Source organism: Agromyces humatus (genome assembly GCF_021228295.1).
GTDB lineage: Bacteria > Actinomycetota > Actinomycetes > Actinomycetales > Microbacteriaceae > Agromyces > Agromyces humatus.
Genome location: NZ_JAJQPD010000002.1, coordinates 252,513 through 272,002, shown reverse-complemented (window position 1 = coordinate 272,002; position 19,490 = coordinate 252,513). Strand labels below are relative to the sequence as shown.

The following is a 19,490-nucleotide window of genomic DNA, read 5'->3' as shown; positions in this document are numbered from 1 at the left end:
ACTACTTCGCGTGTCGCACGAGGGCGGAGGAGCCTAGGCTCGGATCATGCACATCGAACAGCCCGAAGTCGCCCCGCGTGACGCCTACACGCACGGACACCACGAGAGCGTGCTGCGCATCCACTCGTGGCGCACGGTCGACAATTCCGCGGCCTACCTCGCACCCCACCTGCGCGAGGGCGCGAAGGTGCTCGACGTCGGCAGCGGGCCCGGAACGATCACCATCGACCTCGCCCGGCGGGTGCGCCCGGGCAGCGTCGTCGGCGTCGACGCCTCGAGCGAGGTGGTCGACCGCGCGACCGGACTCGCCCGCAGCGAGGGCGTCTCGAACGTCGAGTTCCATGTCGGTGACGCGTACGCCCTCGACTTCGAAGATGACACGTTCGATGTCGTCCACGCGCACCAGGTGCTGCAGCACCTCGCTCGGCCGGTCGATGCGATGCGCGAGTGGCGTCGCGTTCTGAAGCCCGGCGGGCTCGTCGCGGCCCGAGACGTCGACTACGGCGGCGTGATCTGGAGCCCCACATCGGTGGGGCTCAGCCGCTGGCTCGAGCTGTATCACGACGTGCACGGCTGGAACGGCGGCGACGCGCACGCCGGTCGACACCTCAAGCAATGGGCTCGCGAGGCGGGGTTCCACGACCTCGCGGCCAGCGGGAGCACCTGGGTGTTCTCATCCGCACTCGAACGTGAATGGTGGGGTGGTTCATGGGCAGAGCGCGCCACCGAGTCCAGGTTCGCGGCCCATGCGATCGAGTCGGGTCACTCGAGCCCAGACGAGCTGCGGCGCATCGCGGCGGCGTGGCGCGAGTGGGCGGCCGACGACAGCGGCTGGTTCCTCATGCCGCACGGCGAGATCCTCGGTCGCGGCTGAACGGCGAGCCGGCTACCAGTCCTCGTCGCCGTCGAGCGCGTCGGCGATCACGTCGCTCACGACGGTGCCGTCATCGAGTTCGGCGATCGGCCGGCCTTCGAGCCATGTGAGCGTCCAGTGGCGACCGGTGCCGTCGCCGGCTGCGCGTGCTTCGGCGGCGGCGATTCGCGGGCGCAGCTCCGTGGGCACCGAGGCCGGCGGCTCATCGCCGAACGCCCACCGCGTGCCGAGCCGCATCACGCGTCCATCTCGTAGGTGATCCAGCTCGTGCGACGCGCGATCACGTCGTAGAGCTGTTGCGCTTCGGTGTTGTCGGCTGCCGTGATCCAGCGAACCCCGCCCGTGCCGTGCTCGGCAGCGCGGGCGTGCACGTACTCGATGAGGGTCCGTCCGGCCCCGTCGCCGCGGTGCTCGGGGTCGACGAACAGGTCGTCGAGGTAGACCGCACGTGTCGCGAGCAGCGAATCGGGCACGACGCGGAAGTGGGCGAGGCCGACCGGCCGGCCCTCGCCGTCGATCGCCAGCACGGCCTCGAGCGGGTCGTGCTCGTCGCGCAGCCAGGTCCACACGGTGAGCGCCTTGGCGTCGTCGAGCTCGGACTCGTAGAACCTGCAATATGCCTCGAAGAGCGGCATCCAGCCGAAGAAGTCGTCGTCGGCGACCGGTCGGATCTCGTACGTCATGGTTCCCCCCTTGTTCTGCCTACTCCGACGGCGCCTCGAGGGCGACATCGCGAACTTCGAACGCCTCACCTTCGACGAAGGAGAGCTCGATGATGCGACCCACTGCCCGCAGATCGGACGCCACCGAGTGCAGCAGCGTGATCGACGTCACAGGCGCCGCGATCGTGGCACGAAGCGCGGGCGTCTTCTGCGACGCCTTGGCGTCGGTCTTGGCACGGCGGATGCCGGTGAGGGCCAGGCTCGCGAGTTCGAGCAGCTCGCTGCCGGCCTCACCGCGTGCGGCCAGATCGCCGCCCGTCGGCCACGAAGCGAGGTGCACCGAGGTGTCGTGCGACCAGCGCCACACCTCTTCGGTGGCGAACGGGATCACGGGCGCGAACAGTCGCAGCATCACGTCGAGTGCCGTCTTCAGCGCGGCAACGGCCGAAGCCTGCTCTGGACTCGGCTCGCCATAGGCGCGCTCCTTCACGAGCTCGAGGTAGTCGTCGCAGAAGGTCCAGAAGAAGGTCTCGGCGACCTCGAGCGCCCGGGCGTGGTCGTAGCCGTCGAACGCGCGCGTGGCTCGATCGACCACCGACGCGAGCTCGGCGAGCATGCTGCGGTCGACCGGCATGGTGACCGGGGCGTCGGCGCTGCCGTCGAAGGCGAGGATGAACTTCGCCGCATTGAGCACCTTGATCGCGAGGCGGCGGCCGATCTTCACCTGGGTCGGGTTCTGCGGGTCGAACGCCGCGTCGGTGCCGAGGCGCGACGATGCCGCCCAGTAGCGCACCGCGTCGGAGCCGTGCTGCTCGAGCAGCCCGGCGGGAGTGACGACGTTGCCCTTCGACTTCGACATCTTCTTGCGGTCGGGATCGACGATGAAGCCAGAGATCGCCGCGTTCGACCATGGCTTCTCGCCGAGTTCGAGCTCTGCGCGGAGCACCGTCGAGAACAGCCAGGTGCGGATGATGTCTTGCGCCTGGGGGCGCATGGAGTAGGGGAACACGAGGTTCCAGAGTTCGGGGTCGCGCTCCCAGCCGCCCGCGAGCTGCGGGGTGAGCGACGAGGTCGCCCACGTGTCCATGATGTCGTGCTCGCCGATGAAGCCGCCGGGCTCGCCGCGCTGTGCCTCGTCGAAACCGGGTGCGGGCGCCGACGACGGATCGACCGGCAGCAGGTCGCGCGTGGCGACGATGGGCTCGTCGAACTTCGGGTCGCCGGCTTCATCGAGCGGGTACCACACGGGGATCGGCACGCCGAAGAAGCGCTGTCGCGAGATGAGCCAGTCGCCCGAGAGTCCATCGACCCAGTTCTCGTAGCGCACCCGCATGAAGTCGGGGTGCCAGTCGATGTCGCGCCCGTGCGCGATCAGCCGTTCGCGCAGTTGCTCGTCGCGTGCACCGTTTCGGATGTACCACTGCCGCGTCGACACGATCTCGAGCGGCCGGTCGCCCTTCTCGTAGAACTTCACGGGGTGCGTGATGGCTTTGGGGTCGGCGAGCAGGTCGCCCGAATCGCGCAATTGCTGCACGACGGCCTGCTTGGCCGAGAAGGTGGTCTTGCCCGCGATCTCGGCGTAGGCCGCACGCCCCGCCGCAGAGCTGATCGCCTCGGGGACCTCGGCGATGATGCGACCGTCGAAGCCGATGATCGCGCGATTCGGCAGGTCGAGCTCACGCCACCACACGACGTCGGTCACGTCGCCGAACGTGCAGATCATCGCAATGCCCGTGCCCCTGTCTTTCTGGGCGAGGTGGTGCGCGAGGACGGGCACCTCGACGCCGAACACAGGCGTCGTGACGGTCGTGCCGAACAACGGCTGGTAGCGCTCGTCGTCGGGATGCGCGACGAGAGCCACGCACGCCGGGATCAGCTCGGGACGGCTCGTCTCGATCTCGATGACGCCGCCGTCGGGGCGGTGGAACGACACACGGTGATAGTGCCCCGACTGCTCGCGGTCTTCGAGTTCGGCCTGCGCGACGGCCGTGCGGAACGTGACATCCCACAGCGTCGGCGCGAGCGCCTGGTAGGCCTCACCGCGCTCGACGTTGCGGATGAACGCGAGCTGCGAGGTGAACAACGCCTCGTCGGCGATGGTGCGGTAGCTCTGGGTCCAGTCGACCGACAGGCCGAGCATGCGGAACAGCGCCTCGAAGTGCTGCTCGTCTTCGACCGTGAGCCGCTCGCACAGCTCGATGAAGTTGCGCCGGCTGATCGGGATCTGGTCGGCCGCCTTCACGCTCTTGCCGTCGGCCCCCTCGAATGGCGGCGTGAAGTCGGGGTCGTACGGAAGCGTCGGGTCGCACCGCACGCCGTAGTAGTTCTGCACGCGGCGCTCGGTGGGCAGCCCGTTGTCGTCCCAGCCCATCGGGTAGAAGACGTGCTTGCCGCGCATGCGCTGGAAGCGCGCGGCCAGGTCGGTGTGCGTGTACGAGAAGACGTGGCCGATGTGCAGCGAGCCCGACGCCGTGGGCGGGGGCGTGTCGATCGAGTAGATCTGCTCGCGCGGGGCCGCGGTGCGGTCGAACCGATAGGTGCCCTCGCGCTCCCACGTGCCTCCCCAGACCGATTCGAGGCCTTCGAGTGCGGGCTTGTCGGGAATGCGAGCGGTGTCGGTCATGATGCTCCGGTTCGATATCGGCGGCACCGAGTCAATTGGGAGGTGCCTGAATGTGCGACGATCCAGCCTACCGGAGCGCGCCCTCGTCGCCGTAGCGCGCAGTATCGCGCGACGGACGGCGCCGGAACCGCGATGGTTCAGGCACGCACGAGTCGCGGCGCGTCGGCGATGAGGCGCACGGTGTACGGGTGCTCGGGATCGGTGAGCACTCGATCGGCCGCACCCGTCTCGACGATGCGGCCGGCCTGCATCACCGCGACTCGATCGGCCATGTGCGCCACGACCCCGAGGTCGTGCGAGATGAACAGCAGGGCCAGTCCGCGTTCGCGCTGCAGGTCGTCGAGCAGGTCGAGGATCTGCGCCTGGATGGTGACGTCGAGTGCCGAGACGGGCTCGTCGCAGATCAGGATCTCGGGTGAAGCCGCGATCGCGCGGGCGATCGCGACGCGCTGTCGCTGGCCGCCCGAGAGCGTGAGCGGTCGCCGGCGGGCGACGGATGCCTCGAGCCCCACCTGTTCGAGCAGGCCCGCGATGCCGTGGTCGGTGCGCGGCGGACGATGGCCGTCTGCGGCGACGCCAAGGGCGTCGGCGATGATGCGCCCGACGCTCCAGCGGGGATCGAAGGAGCTGAGCGCATCCTGGTAGATGGCCCCGATACGACGACGGCCGGGTCGCCGTGTGCGCTCGTCGAGCCGGGACCAGGGTGCGCCGTCGAGCGTGACCTCACCGGTGTCGGGTGTCGTGAGCCCGAGCGCGAGGCGCGCGAGCGTCGTCTTGCCCGAACCCGACTCGCCGACGAGCCCCACGGTCTCGCCACGGCGCACCTCGAGTGAGACGTCGTCGACTGCGGTGAACCGGCCTCCGGGCACGGCGAAGGTCTTGCTCACGTGCTCGATCGCGAGCAGCGACGGTTCGCGGGCGGCACTCGCTACGACCGCCGTGGACGCCGACTCGAGGCGGTCCGCTGCGGTCGGCACCGGAGATCCGTTGCGCACGAGGGGAACCCCCCGCGGGACCTCGCTCGGCACAGCGGCGATGAGCTGTCGCGTGTAGGGCTCCCGGGGGGCGCCGAGGACCTCGGCTGCGGTGCCCGATTCGATGATCTCGCCGCCGCGCATCACGAGGATCCGGTCGGCGAGGTGGCCGACGACGGCGAGGTCGTGGCTGATGAGCAGGATCCCGGTGCCGCGCGACCGGATCTCGCCGATGAGCGCGAGGATGCGTGCCTGCACGGTCGCATCCAGCGCGGTGGTGGGTTCGTCGGCGATGAGCAGCGGGGGGTCGAGCGCGATCGCCGCCGCGATGAGCGCGCGCTGTCGCAACCCGCCCGAGAGCTCGCCCGAACGCCGGCGTGCGGCGAACTCGGGGTCGGGCATGCCGACCGAGGCGAGCAGCTCGTGCACCCGTGCGCGGCGCTCGGGCTGGGACATCCGTTCGTGGATGCGCAGCGGGTCGTCGATCTCACGGCCCACCGGACGGAGCGGATCGAGTGAGACGAGCGCATCCTGCAGGATGAGTCCGACGTCGCGGCCACGCACCCGACGCCACTCGCGTTCGCCGGCGCGGCCGAGTTCGCGACCGCCGATGCGCAGCACGCCCGACTCGGCGCGCGAGCCGCGACCGGCCATGCCGAGCAGCGCACGCGCCGTCACCGACTTCCCCGACCCCGACTCGCCGACGATCGCGACGCACTCGCCCGGAGCGATCGAGAACGAGACGCCGCGCACGACCTCGGTGTCGCCGAACGCGACGCGCAGGTCGGCGAGTTCGAGGAGCGGTTCGGTCACGCGTCACCCCTTCCGCGACGTGCGAGCGCGCGGCCCAGCACGGTTGTCGAGATCGTCGTGCCGACGATCATGAGGCCTGGGAAGACTGTCATCCACCACGCGACCGAGAGGTAGGTGCGACCGGCGGCGAGCATCGCGCCCCACTCGGCGGCGGGCGGCTGCGCGCCGAGGCCGAGGTAACTGAGCGCCGCGGCCCACACGATCGCCTGGCCGACGCCGAGCGTCGCCAGCACGAAGATCGGGATGAGCGCGTTGGGCAGCACATGGCGGGCGATGACGCGTCCGCGCGAGTGCCCCAGCACGCGAGCCGCCTCGACGTACTGCGACGATCGGATCGCCACGAACTGCCCGCGGATGATGCGTGCGTATCCCGGCGCCGTCGAGAGCCCGACTGCGATCGTGGCCGTGACGGGCCCGGGACCGTAGACGACGATCACGAGCAGCGCGAGCAGCAGGCCGGGGAACGCGAAGAGCACCTCGACGAGCCGGTTCACGCCGTAGTCGACGACGCGTCCGCCGAACCCGGCGAGCACGCCGAGCACGAGCCCGAGGGCGAGGCCGATGAACGTCGCCGTCACGCCGATGAGCAGCGACGTGCCCGTGCCGGCGACGACGCGGCTGTAGACGTCGCGCCCCGATTCGTCGGTGCCGAACCAATGCGCGAGCGACGGCGACTCGAATGCCTCGCCCGGCGAGATCTGGTTCGGGTCCTGCGTCTCGAGGAGGCCGGGGACGATGGTCGCCGCAAGCAGGAACAGCACGAAGGCGCCCGCGACGATCGTGCCCGCGCGCGGCAGCCGGGCGGCGCGTGCACGTCGTCGAGGCGCGTGTGCGACCTCGGCATCGATCGTCGTCTGGCGGAGTTCGAGTTCGCTCATCGGCCGGCCTCCTGCCGCAGCCGCGGATCGGCGATGCGCGAGGCGACATCGGTCAGCACGGTCATCACGACGTAGACGAGCGCGATGAGCAGCACCACGCCGGTGACGACGGGGATGTCGCGCAGGGTGACGGCCTGCAGCAGCGTCCTTCCGAGACCCGGGATGGCGAAGATCGTCTCGACGACGACGGCCCCCGAGAGCAGCCATCCGAGCGCCCAGCCCGAGAGGCTGATGCCGGGCAGCGCCGCATGGCGGATCGTGTGCCGCAGGCGCACACCGACCGCGCTCTCGCCGCGCGCCCGTGCCGAGATCACGAACGGCTGCGCCATCGCGTCGAGCAGGCTCTCGCGCATCACCTGCGCGAGGAACCCGGCGAGCGGGATCGCGAGGGTCACCACCGGGAGCACGAGTCCCGACGGCGTTCCGGTCGCGACCGGCGGGAGCCACCCGAGCCCGGTGCTGAAGATCGCGATGAGCACCGCGGCGAGCCAGAACTGGGGAAGCGCGGCGGCCGTCAGCTCGACGCCCTCGCCGACCGCAGTCGCGATGCGGCCGCGACCGGTCGACACGAGCGACAGTGCGAGCGCGAGCACCCAGGCGAGCGCGAGCGAGAGCACCGCCAGCAGCAGTGTGCCCCCGATCTGCGCACCGAGCAGTTCGGCGACGGGGACCTTCAGCGCATAGGAATCGCCGAGGTCGCCCGTGAGCAGGCGACCGAGCATCGCGAAGTACTGCACGAGCAACGGCTGGTCGAGCCCATAGTCGCGGCGGACCTGGTCGAGCGCCTCCTGTGATGCCTGCGAGCCCGGGCCGCCGAGGATCGCCTGCGCGGGGTCGCCGGGGATCAGGCGAATCGCGAAGAACGTGAGCGTCGCCACCGCCCACATGACGAAGACGGCGCCGCCGAGGAGCAGCCCCAGATGTCGCAGCGGGCGGCCGCCGCGACGCGAGGCGCTCAGTCGATGAGCCACGCGTCGGAGAAGCTGGGTGTCGAGACCGTCGGCATGGCCCGTGCGCCCTGCAGGTTCGCGCTGAGCAGGAAGCTGTTCTGCTGGTCGTACAACGGCAGCAGGTAGTGCCCGCCGAGGATCAGCTGCTGCGCCTGCTCGTAGAGCGCCGCCCGCTCGGCCGGATCGCTCGTCGACGCCGCGCCGGTGAGGAGGGCGTCGACCTCGGGGTCGTCGAGCTGCGCGAGGTTCGCGAAGTACCCGCTGGGCGCGGGCGTGATGCTGTCGGAGTGGTAGAGGATGCGCAGCACGTCGGGTCCGACCTTCGTGTACGGCGCGCTCACGATCTCGTACTCGTGTGCGAAGAGTGCGCCGTACCAGCTCGACAGGTCGAGCAGCGAGATCACCACCTCGAATCCGGCCTCCTTCGCCGTGGCCTGCACCTGTTCGAACAGCGACTGCTCGGCCGGGATCGACTGGTTGGTGCTCACCGGGAACCGGAGTGTGAGTCGCGCGCCGTCCTTCATGCGCGTGCCGTCGCTGTCGCGCTCGGTCCAGCCGGCCTCGTCGAGCAACGTGTTCGCCGCGTCGACGTCGGTCTCGAAGAGCGTCTCGTCGGAGTGGGCGAGCGGCTCGACCGACGAGAGCGGGGAGTACGAACGCTCGGCGGTGCCGAAGAAGAGCGAGTCGATGCCGTCGTTCACCGCGACGGCGCGGATGAACGCCTCACGGACGCGCTCGTCGTCGAACGGCGCCTGCCCCGAGTTCAGCTCGATGCGGTTCGAGGCGCCGGGCCGCGGTGCGTCGATCCAGGTGAACGCGTCGTCGCCCTCTGTCGCGGCGATCGTGTCGGGCTGGGGGTTGTCGATCACGTCGACCTGCCCGCCCTGCAGTGCGGCGTATCGCGTCGACGAGTCGGGCACGAACCGCCACTCGATGCCCTCGAGGTATGCCGGGCCGGTGTGCGCCGCGTCGGCAGGAGCCGACGCGTAGTCGTCGTTGCGCACGAGCGACACGTGATCCTGCTTGACCCACTCGTCGACGATGAACGGGCCCGTGCCGACGGGCGCCTGGCAGTTCGCGTCCATGCCGCGGGCGATGCCGGCCGGCGACTGGATCGCCGTCCACGGCTGGGCGAGCGACTCGAGCAGTGCGCTGTCGGGAGCGCTCAGCACGAACCGGGCGACGCGGTCGCTGACGACCTCGACCGACTCGACCTTGCCCATCGCCAGATATCCCGTCGACGACTGGGTGGCCGGGTCCTTCAGGTGCTCGACGTTGACCTTGACGGCCTCGGCGTCGAGGGGGGTGCCGTCGGTGAACTCGATGCCCTCGCGCAGCGTGAACTCCCAGGCGAGCTGGTCGTCGGCGGGCTCCCACGACTCCGCGAGCCACGGGATGATCTCGCCCGACTCGTCGCGCGAGACGAGCGACTCGAGGAACTGCCCCGCGATGAGCGCCTGCGGGTAGTTGCCGCCGACGTGCGGGTCGAGGCAGGTCGGCTCGGCGTCGCCGCTCGCGTAGACGAGGGTGCCGCCTTCGACGGGATCGCCGGATGCCTCGGGCTCGGCGGCCTGGCACCCGGCGAGCGTGATCGTGGTGACGAGCGCGACGGCGCCGGCGATGATGCCGGCCCTGCGCTTCGTCGTGGTGGCAGTCACGGGTGCAGCACGCATCGAGTTCCTTGCGACGAGGGGGAGTGGACGGGTCATCCGCTTATTCGGAGCCCGGAATCATCCTGACACCGCGCGGCAACGCCGACAAGCAAGTTGTTCTATTACAGCTAGAAGAATATGATTTGAAGATGCTCATTCGCATCGATCCGACGCTCGCGACCCCGCTGTACGAGCAGCTCGTCTCGGGCATTCGCGCGTCGATCATCGACGGGCGGCTTTCGGGCGGCGAACGGTTGCCGGCCGCCCGTGAGCTCGCGGCCTCGCTCGACCTCAACGTGCACACCGTGCTGCGCGCCTATCACGTACTGCGCGACGAGCGACTCATCGAACTGCACCGCGGGCGAGGTGCGGTCGTGGCCGTTCGCATCGGCGGTCATGCCGCGCTCGCCGGGGCGATCCACGACCTCGTCGACGAGGCGAAGTCGCACGACGTCTCCGAGGGCGCGCTCCTCGCGCTCATTCACGAGGCATATCGGTGGACGCCCCAGGCCGCCGGGGTGCAGCGGCCCGTGCCGACCCGCTGATCGCACGTCGTGGGCCGACCCGATACACTCGAGGGAACGACATCGAACCGGCCATCACCGGGGAGTCTTCGGAAGAACGGCGAACGCTCAGTAGAACCGAACGGGTCTGGCCCGTCACAGCCTAAGAACAAGCGGTGCAACGATCCCCGGGCAGGTCGACGGGTCGATGCGCAAGCGGGGTGGTACCGCGGCTGAACTCGTCGAGTCGGCCGTCCTCGTGGATCAGGTCAGTCCATCCAGGAGAGCACGTTGTACCCCAAGGGTCAGGATCCAGAGTCCGCCGCCGCAGGCGTCGCGCCGTCGCCGAGCTTCCCCGCCATCGAGCGCGGCGTGCTCGCCTTCTGGAACGCCGACGGCACCTTCCAGGCATCGATCGACCACCGTCAGGGCGCGCCCGAGTGGGTCTTCAACGACGGCCCGCCCTTCGCCAATGGGCTGCCGCACTACGGCCACCTGCTGACGGGGTACGCGAAAGACGTCTTCCCGCGCTTCCAGACCATGCGCGGCCGTCAGGTGCACCGCCGCTTCGGGTGGGACACGCACGGACTCCCCGCCGAACTCGAGGCCGAGCGCCAGCTCGGCATCACCGACAAGAGCGAGATCGAGGAGATGGGCATCGCGGCCTTCAACGAGGCCGCGCGCACAGCGGTGCTCCGCTACACGAAGGAGTGGCAGGACTACGTCACCCGCCAGGCACGCTGGGTCGACTTCGAGAACGACTACAAGACCCTCGACGTCACGTTCATGGAATCGGTCATCTGGGCGTTCAAGACCCTGCACGACAAGGGACTCGCCTACGAGGGCTATCGCGTGCTGCCGTACTGCTGGCGCGACCAGACGCCGTTGTCGAACCACGAACTGCGCATGGACGACGACGTCTACAAGGACGTGCAAGACCAGACCGTGACGGTCACCTTCCCGCTCACCGGCGCCAGGGCCGAGTCGCTCGGCCTCACCGCCGTGCGTGCGCTGGCGTGGACCACGACTCCGTGGACGCTGCCCACGAACTTCGCCCTCGCGGTCGGTCCCGACATCGAGTACGCCGTCGTCCCCGCGGGCCCCAACGGCACGCCCGACGCCACCGTGCTTCGCGAGAAGGTCGGCGACGGGGCATCCGATACCGAGGTGCTCGGCGGTGAGTACCTGCTCGCCGCCGACCTCGTCGGCAACTACGCGAAGGAGCTCGGCTACGATGCCGCCGACAACGCTCGCGCCGCGGTCTCGCGGACGGTGCGCGGTGCCGACCTCGAGGGCGTGACCTACGACCGGCTCTTCGATTACTACGCCGACGTCGAGGCCTACGGGTTGCAGCACGCGTGGCAGATCCTCGTCGCCGACTACGTCACGACCGAAGACGGCACCGGCATCGTGCACCAGGCGCCCGCCTACGGCGAAGAAGACCAGAAGGTCAGCGAGGCGGCCGGCATCCCGGTCATCATCTCGCTCGATGAGGGCGGCAGGTTCCTGCCGGCCGTGACCGATGTCGCCGGAATGCTCTGGAGCGACGCCAACAGGCCGCTCATCCGGCTGCTGAAGGCCGAGGGGCGGCTGCTCCGCGAAGCGAGCTACGTGCACTCGTACCCGCACTGCTGGCGCTGCCGCAACCCGCTCATCTACAAGGCCGTCTCGAGCTGGTTCATCCGCGTCTCCGAGTTCCGCGACCGCATGGGCGAACTCAACCAAGAGGTCACGTGGGTGCCCGAGAACGTCAAGGACGGCCAGTTCGGCAAGTGGGTCGCCGGCGCGCGCGACTGGTCGATCAGCCGCAACCGCTACTTCGGTTCGCCGATCCCCGTGTGGAAGAGCGATGACCCGGCGCACCCGCGCGTCGACGTCTACGGCTCGCTCGCCGACCTCGAGCGCGACTTCGGCACACTGCCGCGCAACCCCGACGGCGAGCCCGACCTGCACCGCCCGTACATCGACGAGCTCACGAGGCCCAACCCCGACGATCCGACCGGTCGCTCGACGATGCGGCGCATCCCCGACGTGTTCGACGTGTGGTTCGACTCGGGTTCGATGCCGTTCGCGCAGGTGCACTACCCGTTCGAGAACCAGGAGTGGTTCGACACCCGCCAGCCCGCCGACTTCATCGTCGAGTACATCGGGCAGACGCGCGGATGGTTCTACGTCATGCACGTGCTGTCGACGGCGCTCTTCGACCGGGTGGCGTTCAAGAACGTCGTGAGTCACGGCATCGTGCTCGGCAGCGACGGGCAGAAGATGTCGAAGTCGCTGCGCAACTACCCCGACGTGAACGAGGTCTTCGACCGCGACGGGTCCGACGCGATGCGCTGGTTCCTGATGTCGAGTCCGGTGCTGCGCGGCGGCAACCTCGTCGTCACCGAGGAGGGCATCCGCGAGGGCGTGCGCCAGTTCATGCTGCCGCTCTGGAGCACCTGGTACTTCTTCTCGCTGTATGCGAACACGGCGCGCTCGTCGACCGACGGTGCGACGGCAGGCTACGAGGCGCAACGGCGCACCGACTCGACCGACGTGCTCGATCGCTATCTGCTGGCGAAGCTCCGTGATCTCGTGACCCGGGTCACCGACGATCTCGAGGACTTCGATACGACCCTCGCCGCGCAGAAGCTGCGGGACTTCGGCGACGTGCTCACCAACTGGTACGTGCGTCGCTCGCGCGACCGGTTCTGGACGGGCGTCGACGCCGACGGCGGCGGCCGCGAGGCGTTCGACACGCTGTTCACGGTGCTCGAGACCCTCACGCGCCTCGCGGCGCCGCTGCTGCCGCTCACGTCCGAGCAGGTGTGGCGCGGACTCACGGGGGGCCGCAGCGTTCACTTGGCCGATTGGCCCGACGCCGCCGAATTCCCGGCCGACAACGAGCTCGTCGCCGTGATGGACGCGGTGCGCGAGATCAGCGGAGCGTCCCTCGCGCTGCGCAAGCAGGCGGGCCGCCGGGTGCGGCTGCCGCTGGCGAACCTCACGATCGTCACGACGGATGCCTCGGGCCTCGCTCCGTTCGAAGCCATCCTGCGCGACGAGCTGAACGTGAAGTCGGTCGACCTCGTGTCGCTCGACGGGTCGAGCGCCGAGGTGTACGGCGTCACCAAGCGGTTGAGCGTCAACGCCCGGGCCGCCGGGCCGAGGCTCGGCAAGTCGGTGCAGCAGGCGATCCAGGCGGCACGTGCCGGCGACTGGTCGCTCGACGGTGATTCGGTCGTCGCGGGCGGCATCGCGCTCGAGCCGGGGGAGTACGACCTCGTGCTCGAGGCCGGGGGTTCCGGCGATGGGCAGAGCGCGCTCGCGCTGCTGGCCGACGGCGGCTTCGTGATCCTCGACACGGCGACGACGGCCGAGCTCGAGGCCGAGGGCAGGGCCCGCGACATCGTGCGTGCGGTGCAGGACGCCCGCAAGGCCGCCGGACTCGAGGTCGGCGACCGTATCCGGCTCACGCTGTCGCTCGACGACGAGAGCCGTGCATCAGCCGAAGCGCACCGCGAGCTCATCGCCGGCGAGACGCTCGCGACGGAACTCGAACTCGGGGAGATCGACGCGATCGCGGCGTCGGTCGCCGAGCCCCTCGCCGGCGGAACGAAGCTGCACATCGGATTGGAGAAGGCGTGAACGACGAGATCGACCACGACGCCCGCGACGCCGCCGACGCGGTCTTCGCGGCACTGCTCGCTCGCGTGGGCGAGGGGTCGCCCCGCCCGCGGCTGGCACCCACTCGCCGGGCCGTCGAATTACTCGGCGACCCGCACCGTGCGGCGCCCGTGATCCACATCACCGGCACGAACGGCAAGACCTCGACGAGCCGCATGATCGAGAGCCTGCTGCGCGCATCGGGTCTGCGCACGGGACTGCTCACGAGTCCGCACCTCGAACGCTTCACCGAGCGCATCCGCATCGACGGCGAGCCGATCGACGATGAGGCCGTCGCGCGAAACTGGGACGAGATCCTCCCCTTCATCACCATCGTCGACGTCGAGCTCGAACAGGCCGGCGAAGCACCGCTGACCTTCTTCGAGGTGCTCACCGCGTTCGCGTTCGCATGCTTCGCCGACGCGCCCGTCGACGTCGTCGTGCTCGAGGTCGGCATGGGCGGCGAGTGGGACTCGACGAACGTCGCCGATGGCCAGGTCGCCGTGTTCACCCCGATCGCGCTCGACCACGAGGGGCGACTCGGCTCGACCATCGAGGCGATCGCGCGTACGAAGTCGGGCATCATCAAGCCGGCTGCCTCGGTCGTGACGGCGATCCAACCCGACGAGGCGCTCGCGGTGCTCGAAGAGGCGGCCGACATGACCGAGTCGACCCTCGCCGTCGAAGGCGACGCATTCGCCGTCCTCGACTCCAAGGTCGCCGTCGGCGGCCAACTCGTCACGATCCGGGGCCTCGCAGGCGAATACGCCGACCTCCAGTTGCCGCTCTTCGGACGTCACCAGGCCGAGAACGCCGCCGTCGCGGTGGCCGCGGTCGAGGCGTTCATCGGCGGCGGCTCGGTGCGTCTCGCCGACTCCGTCGTCGCGCAGGGCCTCGGTGGGGCGTCGTCGCCCGGACGACTCCAGGTCGTCGGCGCGGACCCGACGATCATCGTCGACGCGGCCCACAACCCGCATGGCGCCGCTGCGCTCGTCGCCGGGCTCGAGGAGTACTTCGACTTCGACGAGGTGGCGTTCGTCTTCGGCGTGCTCGCCGACAAAGACGTGGCCGGCATCGTCAACGCGCTCGCGCGTCGTCCGGGCCCCTTCGTGGTGACCGCCCCCGAGAGCGACCGCGCGGTCCCCGCCGAGCAGCTCGGCGTGTACGTCGCCGACCGCATCGGCGATGATCGGGTGAGTGTCGAACCTCGTCTCGACGATGCGCTCGACGAGGCGCGCACCTGGGCGGCCGAAGCCCCCAGGCGCGCAGTCGTGGTGGCTGGCTCGATCGCCCTCGTCGGCGAGGCCATGCTCATCGCCGCCGACCGGGAATGGGGTCGCTGATGGCCGAATCCGCACAGCCCGAGCCGACACCCGACGCGCCTGATGACGCGACCACGCACCCGGTGCGCCCGGCGCGATCACTGCGACGGAGCCTCGCCGCGGTCATCCTCGCGTCCGAGGCGCTCATCGTGTTCCTCGCCGCGCTCGTGATCTGGGGACTCGCCCAGGGCGCGCCCTCGGGTCAGCTTCCGTCGTGGGTCGCCCTCGCGGCCGGCGGCGTCATCATCGTGGCCCTGATCGCGACGATCGGGCTGCTGCGCCACAACTGGGCCTATGCGCTCGGCTGGGTGCTGCAGCTGCTGATCCTCGCTTCGGGGTTCCTCAACCCGGCGATGTTCGTCGTCGGGGTGATCTTCGGCGGCATGTGGTGGTACGCCATGGTCGTCGGGGCCCGCATCGACCGACAGCACGCGGCAGCCGCCGCGGCAGGGAAGGAACAGCAATGACCAGTGCGATCGAAGAGACCCTCGTGCTCGTGAAGCCCGACGGAGTCGCCCGCAACCTCAGCGGCGAGATCCTGCGCCGCATCGAGGCCAAGGGCTACTCGCTCGTCGACATCCGACTCGTGCAAGCCGACCGGGAGCTGCTCGCGAAGCACTACGCCGAGCACGAGGGCAAGCCCTTCTACGAGCCGCTCATCGAGTTCATGCAGTCGGGTCCGACGGTCGCCATCCGAGTCGCGGGCAACCGCGTCATCGAGGGATTCCGCATTCTGGCCGGCACGACCGACCCGACGACGGCTGCCCCCGGGACGATCCGCGGCGACTTCGGCCGTGACTGGGGCCTCAAGGTGCAGCAGAACCTCGTGCACGGCTCGGACTCGGCCGAGTCGGCCGAGCGCGAGCTCGGGCTCTGGTTCGGCTGAGATGCCGTGGGTTGAGGAGGGAGCGCCCGTTACCTTCTCGAAACCGCGAGTCGTGTTCTCAGGGTTTCAAGACGCTGGTCTCGAGACGGCGCTGCGCGCCTCCTCGACCCATCGCCTTCGTCGCTCCTCAACCCGCTCAGGCTCGGTCACAGGTTCTGCAGGTCGATGAGCACCCGCGGGATCGCGTTCATCTGAGCCTGTGCGAGCAGCACGACGACCGCATAGCTGACGACCGAGATCAGCGGCACCCACGCGAACCAGGCACCGGCGAGCCGCCGGACACGTGCCGTGGCGGGAATATTGCCCTCGCGCAGGTTGAACAGCGTGACCGACCAGAAGGTCGGGATGGTGACCGCCCACGTGAGCATGCACCAGGGACAGAGCACGTCGAGCACGTAGATGCTCTGGGCGATGAGCCAGCCGACGAACACGAGTGCGCCGGCGACGCCGAGGTTGAACCCCGCCCAGAACCAGCGCGGAAAGCGCACGCCGCCGAGCAGCGCGACGCCGATCGTGATCACGACCGGCCAGGCCATCAGCCCGATGAACGGATTCGGAAACCCGAACACCGAGCCCTGTGCCGACTCGAGGTTCACGCCGCATCCGACGAGCACGCCGACGTCGCATGACGGCACATGCCCGGGTTCGCTCAGTACGAGCACCTTCTCGAGTGCCAGTTCGAACGCCGCGAGGAGCCCGAGCGCCCCTGCGACGATCAGGAATACAGCGAACGCGACGGGCCGGGAACGGCTGGACGGGTCGGGCATGATCCGTATTCTGGCATGCCGATTCCACCGTCTCCCGTGAGAGCATGCGATAATCGAGGGAGTCGTCCGGGCCGCGCCCGGCACGACGCCGACGAAGGCTTCGAGGATGCACCGCATCCGCAGTGGGCGGGAACGAACCCGCAAGACGTGGCGACACAGGCAACCTGCCGGTCGCAGTGATGAAGGATTGGCGGGGCTGCGCATGGCGCGGCACCCCTCGAGAAGAGTACGGAACGACGGCGCGGCCGTCGCAACCGGCGTAGGAGTGCACCAGAGATGGTGGAAGGCAACGAGAAGAACACCAACGAACCCGACTCGCGCGGCAACGCCCCCAAGCGACGCGGTGGCCTCTTCGGGTCACGTCGTGGGCGCGGCAAGTCAATCGAGGCGCCGACGGTCGAGTCCCAGTCGCAGCCGCTGAACGAGTCGGATGTCCCGGCTCGCGACTCGGTCGCGACGCGCGCCCCAGCTGTCGAGCCCGTGGTCGCGACCGGCCAGACGGCCCCTGTCGACGCGAAGGCCTCGGTCGAGGCGTCCGCCGACTCGTCGGGACCGACGGGCGGCTCCGACCTGGCCGCGGCCGACGCGGCTGACGTCGAGCCGCCGGCGGTGTCGCCGATTCCGGCCACCCTGACGACCACGTCGCTGATCTTCCATGCGCCGCCCGTGCTCGTGCCGGTCGAGCGGCCCGACCGGCCCGAGCGGCCTGAGCGGCCCGACCGGCCCGAGCGGCCCGATCGCGGCGAGACCGCCGATGACGAGTCGTCGAGCGTGCGCCGCCGCACCCGGCGCCGCAGCGGCGAAGAGGGCCGCGCCACCGGCGACGAGCCCGCCAACAACGTCGTCAAGGTGCGCAAGCCCCGCGAGCCCGAGCTCATCACCGAGCCGCAGAAGGTCAAGGGTTCGACGCGCCTCGAGGCCAAGAAGCAACGCCGCCGTGACGGCCGTGACGCCGGTCGCCGCCGCGCGGTGATCACCGAGGCCGAGTTCCTGGCGCGTCGCGAATCGGTCGACCGCTCGATGGTCGTGCGCGAGAAGGGCGGCCGCATCCAGATCGGCGTGCTCGAGGACGGCGTGCTCGTCGAGCACTACGTCGCCCGCAATCAAGATGCATCCCTCATCGGGAATGTGTACCTCGGTCGCGTGCAGAACGTCCTCCCGTCGATGGAAGCCGCGTTCGTCGACATCGGCCGCGGGCGCAACGCGGTGCTCTACTCGGGCGAAGTCGACTGGGACGCCGCCGCCGAGAACGGCGAGAAGAACCAGCCCCGTCGCATCGAGTTGGCGCTCAAGCCCGGCGACCGCGTGCTCGTGCAGGTCACGAAGGACCCGGTCGGCCACAAGGGTGCACGCCTCACGAGCCAGGTCTCGCTGCCCGGCCGCTACCTCGTGTACGTGCCGAACGGTTCGATGAACGGCATCAGCCGCAAGCTGCCCGACACCGAGCGGGCGCGCCTCAAGAAGATCCTCAAAGAGGTGCTCCCCGAGAACCAGGGCGTCATCGTTCGCACGGCCGCCGAGGGCGCGACCGAAGAACAGTTGACGCTCGACGTCAACCGCCTCATCGCGCAGTGGGCCGACGTGCAGGCGACGCTCGAGAAGGTCCAGGCGCCCGCGCTGCTGCATTCCGAGCCCGACCTGCTCATCAAGATCGTGCGCGACGTCTTCAACGAGGACTTCCAGAAGATGGTCATCGACGGCGACGGTGCCCGTCAGACGATCGAGCGATACCTGCGCGCAGTGGCGCCCGACCTGCTCGAGCGGGTCGAGGGCTACGAGGGCGAGCGCGACTCCTTCGACGAGTTCCGCATCAGCGAGCAGATCGAGAAGGCGCTCGACCGCAAGGTGTGGCTGCCGTCTGGTGGCTCGCTGGTCATCGACCGCACCGAGGCGATGACCGTCGTCGACGTCAACACCGGCAAGTTCGTCGGCTCGGGCGGCAACCTCGAAGAAACCGTCACGAAGAACAACCTCGAGGCGGCCGAAGAGATCGTGCGCCAGCTGCGCCTGCGCGACATCGGCGGCATCATCGTCGTCGACTTCATCGACATGGTGCTCGAGTCGAACCGCGACCTGGTGCTGCGGCGCCTCGTCGAGTGCCTCTCGCGCGACCGCACGAAGCACCAGGTCGCCGAGGTCACGTCACTCGGCCTCGTGCAGATGACCCGCAAGAAGCTCGGCCTCGGCCTGCTCGAGACGTTCAGCGAGCCCTGCGAGGTCTGCGCCGGCCGGGGCATCATCGTGCATCACGAGCCCATCCTGAAGCACCGCGCTCCGCAGCAGCCCGAGCGCCGTCGCGGCCGCGGCGGCAACCAGCAGCAGTCGCAGCCCGCCGCGTCGACCGCACCGCACACGGGCACGCACGCGATCACCGAAGACGTCAAGCACGCGCTGGCCCAGATCGCCGCGTCGACGATTCCGCACGGCGAGTCCAAGCCCGAGACGACCGGTGCCCCCGCTGCGGCGTCGAGCGAGGCCCCGGCTTCGACGGCACCCGATCAGAAGCCGGTCGAGTCGACCGGTGGCCGTCGTCGCGGTCGTCACCGTCGTGTCACGCAGGAGCAGGGACCCGGCGAGGCGACCGCGGCCGCAATGCCCGCTGAGCCGCAGGCGGCTGCCCAGGCCGCATCCGACGTCACTTCCACCGCAGAGCCCGTCGACGCCGAGTCCGCGCCTCCCGAGCCGGTCGTCGCCGAGGTGCCGATCATCGACCTGCCCGCTCCCGCGGTCGACCGCAAGCGGCCGGCACGCGTGCCCGAGGCCGAGGTGCTCCTCGACTCCGTGCTCGACGCCCTTCCCGCACCGAAGAAGGCCGGCGAGGGTCGCGCTCGCAGCCGTCGGGTGTCGACCGGAGCGCTCAGCGGCGGCAGTGCCATCCCCGTCATCACCCGAGTCGACGGCGACGACGCAGACGAGGCACCCGACCGCTCGGAATGAT

At 69.7% G+C, this 19,490-nt stretch carries 15 protein-coding genes; 7 read left to right on the top strand and 8 right to left on the bottom strand.

Going from position 1 to position 19,490, the window contains the following annotated elements; all coding sequences use genetic code 11:
* Positions 1–46: 46 nt before the first annotated feature.
* A complete protein-coding gene (locus LSF15_RS03940) occupies positions 47–874 on the top strand; it encodes a methyltransferase domain-containing protein (RefSeq protein WP_232497221.1) in 828 nt (275 codons plus the stop codon).
* A gap of 12 nt (positions 875–886) precedes the next feature.
* On the opposite strand, the gene LSF15_RS03935 is transcribed toward LSF15_RS03940, so the two are convergent.
* The 7 genes from LSF15_RS03935 to LSF15_RS03905 form a co-directional block, all read right to left on the bottom strand.
* Complete coding sequence (locus LSF15_RS03935; RefSeq protein WP_232497220.1) at positions 887–1,111, bottom strand: hypothetical protein; 225 nt, start codon at positions 1,109–1,111, stop codon at positions 887–889.
* Positions 1,111–1,557, bottom strand: a complete 447-nt coding sequence (locus tag LSF15_RS03930) for a GNAT family N-acetyltransferase (RefSeq protein ID WP_232497219.1) — start codon at positions 1,555–1,557, stop codon at positions 1,111–1,113. Before LSF15_RS03930 ends, LSF15_RS03935 begins: the two co-directional genes overlap by 1 nt.
* Positions 1,558–1,576: 19 nt before the next feature.
* A complete protein-coding gene (gene valS / locus LSF15_RS03925; protein ID WP_232497218.1) occupies positions 1,577–4,159 on the bottom strand; it encodes a valine--tRNA ligase in 2,583 nt (860 codons plus the stop codon).
* 137 nt (positions 4,160–4,296) lie between these two features.
* A complete protein-coding gene (locus tag LSF15_RS03920; protein WP_232497217.1) occupies positions 4,297–5,946 on the bottom strand; it encodes a dipeptide ABC transporter ATP-binding protein in 1,650 nt (549 codons plus the stop codon).
* The gene (locus LSF15_RS03915; RefSeq protein WP_232497216.1) at positions 5,943–6,824 is read right to left on the bottom strand and encodes an ABC transporter permease; all 882 of its coding nucleotides are present in this window, start codon (positions 6,822–6,824) and stop codon (positions 5,943–5,945) included. Before LSF15_RS03915 ends, LSF15_RS03920 begins: the two co-directional genes overlap by 4 nt.
* Positions 6,821–7,795 carry an ABC transporter permease gene (locus LSF15_RS03910; protein WP_372459900.1) on the bottom strand — a complete coding sequence of 325 codons (975 nt, stop codon included), beginning with the start codon at positions 7,793–7,795 and terminating at the stop codon, positions 6,821–6,823. The genes LSF15_RS03915 and LSF15_RS03910 overlap by 4 nt, the downstream gene beginning before the upstream one ends.
* Positions 7,780–9,447, bottom strand: coding sequence for an ABC transporter substrate-binding protein (locus LSF15_RS03905; protein WP_232497215.1), 1,668 nt, complete (start codon positions 9,445–9,447; stop codon positions 7,780–7,782). Before LSF15_RS03905 ends, LSF15_RS03910 begins: the two co-directional genes overlap by 16 nt.
* 128 nt (positions 9,448–9,575) lie before the next feature.
* Here LSF15_RS03905 and LSF15_RS03900 point away from each other — a divergent pair, with 128 nt between their 5' ends.
* The 5 genes from LSF15_RS03900 to ndk all read left to right on the top strand — a co-directional run bounded on the left by LSF15_RS03900 (position 9,576) and on the right by ndk (position 15,785).
* A complete protein-coding gene (locus LSF15_RS03900) occupies positions 9,576–9,971 on the top strand; it encodes a GntR family transcriptional regulator (RefSeq protein WP_232497214.1) in 396 nt (131 codons plus the stop codon).
* Positions 9,972–10,220: 249 nt separating this feature from the next.
* Positions 10,221–13,559: an isoleucine--tRNA ligase gene (gene ileS, locus LSF15_RS03895; protein ID WP_232497213.1), complete on the top strand. Its 3,339-nt coding sequence runs from the start codon at positions 10,221–10,223 to the stop codon at positions 13,557–13,559.
* The gene (locus LSF15_RS03890; protein ID WP_232497212.1) at positions 13,556–14,920 is read left to right on the top strand and encodes a bifunctional folylpolyglutamate synthase/dihydrofolate synthase; all 1,365 of its coding nucleotides are present in this window, start codon (positions 13,556–13,558) and stop codon (positions 14,918–14,920) included. Before ileS ends, LSF15_RS03890 begins: the two co-directional genes overlap by 4 nt.
* Positions 14,920–15,366 (top strand): DUF4233 domain-containing protein, encoded by a 447-nt coding sequence (locus tag LSF15_RS03885; RefSeq protein ID WP_232497211.1) that lies wholly within the window; start codon positions 14,920–14,922, stop codon positions 15,364–15,366. The genes LSF15_RS03890 and LSF15_RS03885 overlap by 1 nt, the downstream gene beginning before the upstream one ends.
* A complete protein-coding gene (gene ndk / locus LSF15_RS03880; protein ID WP_232497210.1) occupies positions 15,363–15,785 on the top strand; it encodes a nucleoside-diphosphate kinase in 423 nt (140 codons plus the stop codon). Before LSF15_RS03885 ends, ndk begins: the two co-directional genes overlap by 4 nt.
* 146 nt (positions 15,786–15,931) lie before the next feature.
* On the opposite strand, the gene LSF15_RS03875 is transcribed toward ndk, so the two are convergent.
* Positions 15,932–16,552 (bottom strand): vitamin K epoxide reductase family protein, encoded by a 621-nt coding sequence (locus LSF15_RS03875; RefSeq protein ID WP_232497209.1) that lies wholly within the window; start codon positions 16,550–16,552, stop codon positions 15,932–15,934.
* A gap of 276 nt (positions 16,553–16,828) precedes the next feature.
* Here LSF15_RS03875 and LSF15_RS03870 point away from each other — a divergent pair, with 276 nt between their 5' ends.
* The gene (locus tag LSF15_RS03870; protein WP_232497208.1) at positions 16,829–19,489 is read left to right on the top strand and encodes an Rne/Rng family ribonuclease; all 2,661 of its coding nucleotides are present in this window, start codon (positions 16,829–16,831) and stop codon (positions 19,487–19,489) included.
* Position 19,490: the final 1 nt, after the last annotated feature.

Coding starts and splice junctions, on each gene's coding strand:
- LSF15_RS03940 (WP_232497221.1), top strand. CDS start 47: ATGCACATCGAACAGCCCGAAGTCGCCCCGCGTGACGCCTACACGCAC.
- LSF15_RS03935 (WP_232497220.1), bottom strand. CDS start 1,111: ATGCGGCTCGGCACGCGGTGGGCGTTCGGCGATGAGCCGCCGGCCTCG.
- LSF15_RS03930 (WP_232497219.1), bottom strand. CDS start 1,557: ATGACGTACGAGATCCGACCGGTCGCCGACGACGACTTCTTCGGCTGG.
- valS (WP_232497218.1), bottom strand. CDS start 4,159: ATGACCGACACCGCTCGCATTCCCGACAAGCCCGCACTCGAAGGCCTC.
- LSF15_RS03915 (WP_232497216.1), bottom strand. CDS start 6,824: ATGAGCGAACTCGAACTCCGCCAGACGACGATCGATGCCGAGGTCGCA.
- LSF15_RS03905 (WP_232497215.1), bottom strand. CDS start 9,447: ATGCGTGCTGCACCCGTGACTGCCACCACGACGAAGCGCAGGGCCGGC.
- LSF15_RS03900 (WP_232497214.1), top strand. CDS start 9,576: ATGCTCATTCGCATCGATCCGACGCTCGCGACCCCGCTGTACGAGCAG.
- LSF15_RS03885 (WP_232497211.1), top strand. CDS start 14,920: ATGGCCGAATCCGCACAGCCCGAGCCGACACCCGACGCGCCTGATGAC.
- ndk (WP_232497210.1), top strand. CDS start 15,363: ATGACCAGTGCGATCGAAGAGACCCTCGTGCTCGTGAAGCCCGACGGA.
- LSF15_RS03875 (WP_232497209.1), bottom strand. CDS start 16,552: ATGCCCGACCCGTCCAGCCGTTCCCGGCCCGTCGCGTTCGCTGTATTC.
- LSF15_RS03870 (WP_232497208.1), top strand. CDS start 16,829: ATGGTGGAAGGCAACGAGAAGAACACCAACGAACCCGACTCGCGCGGC.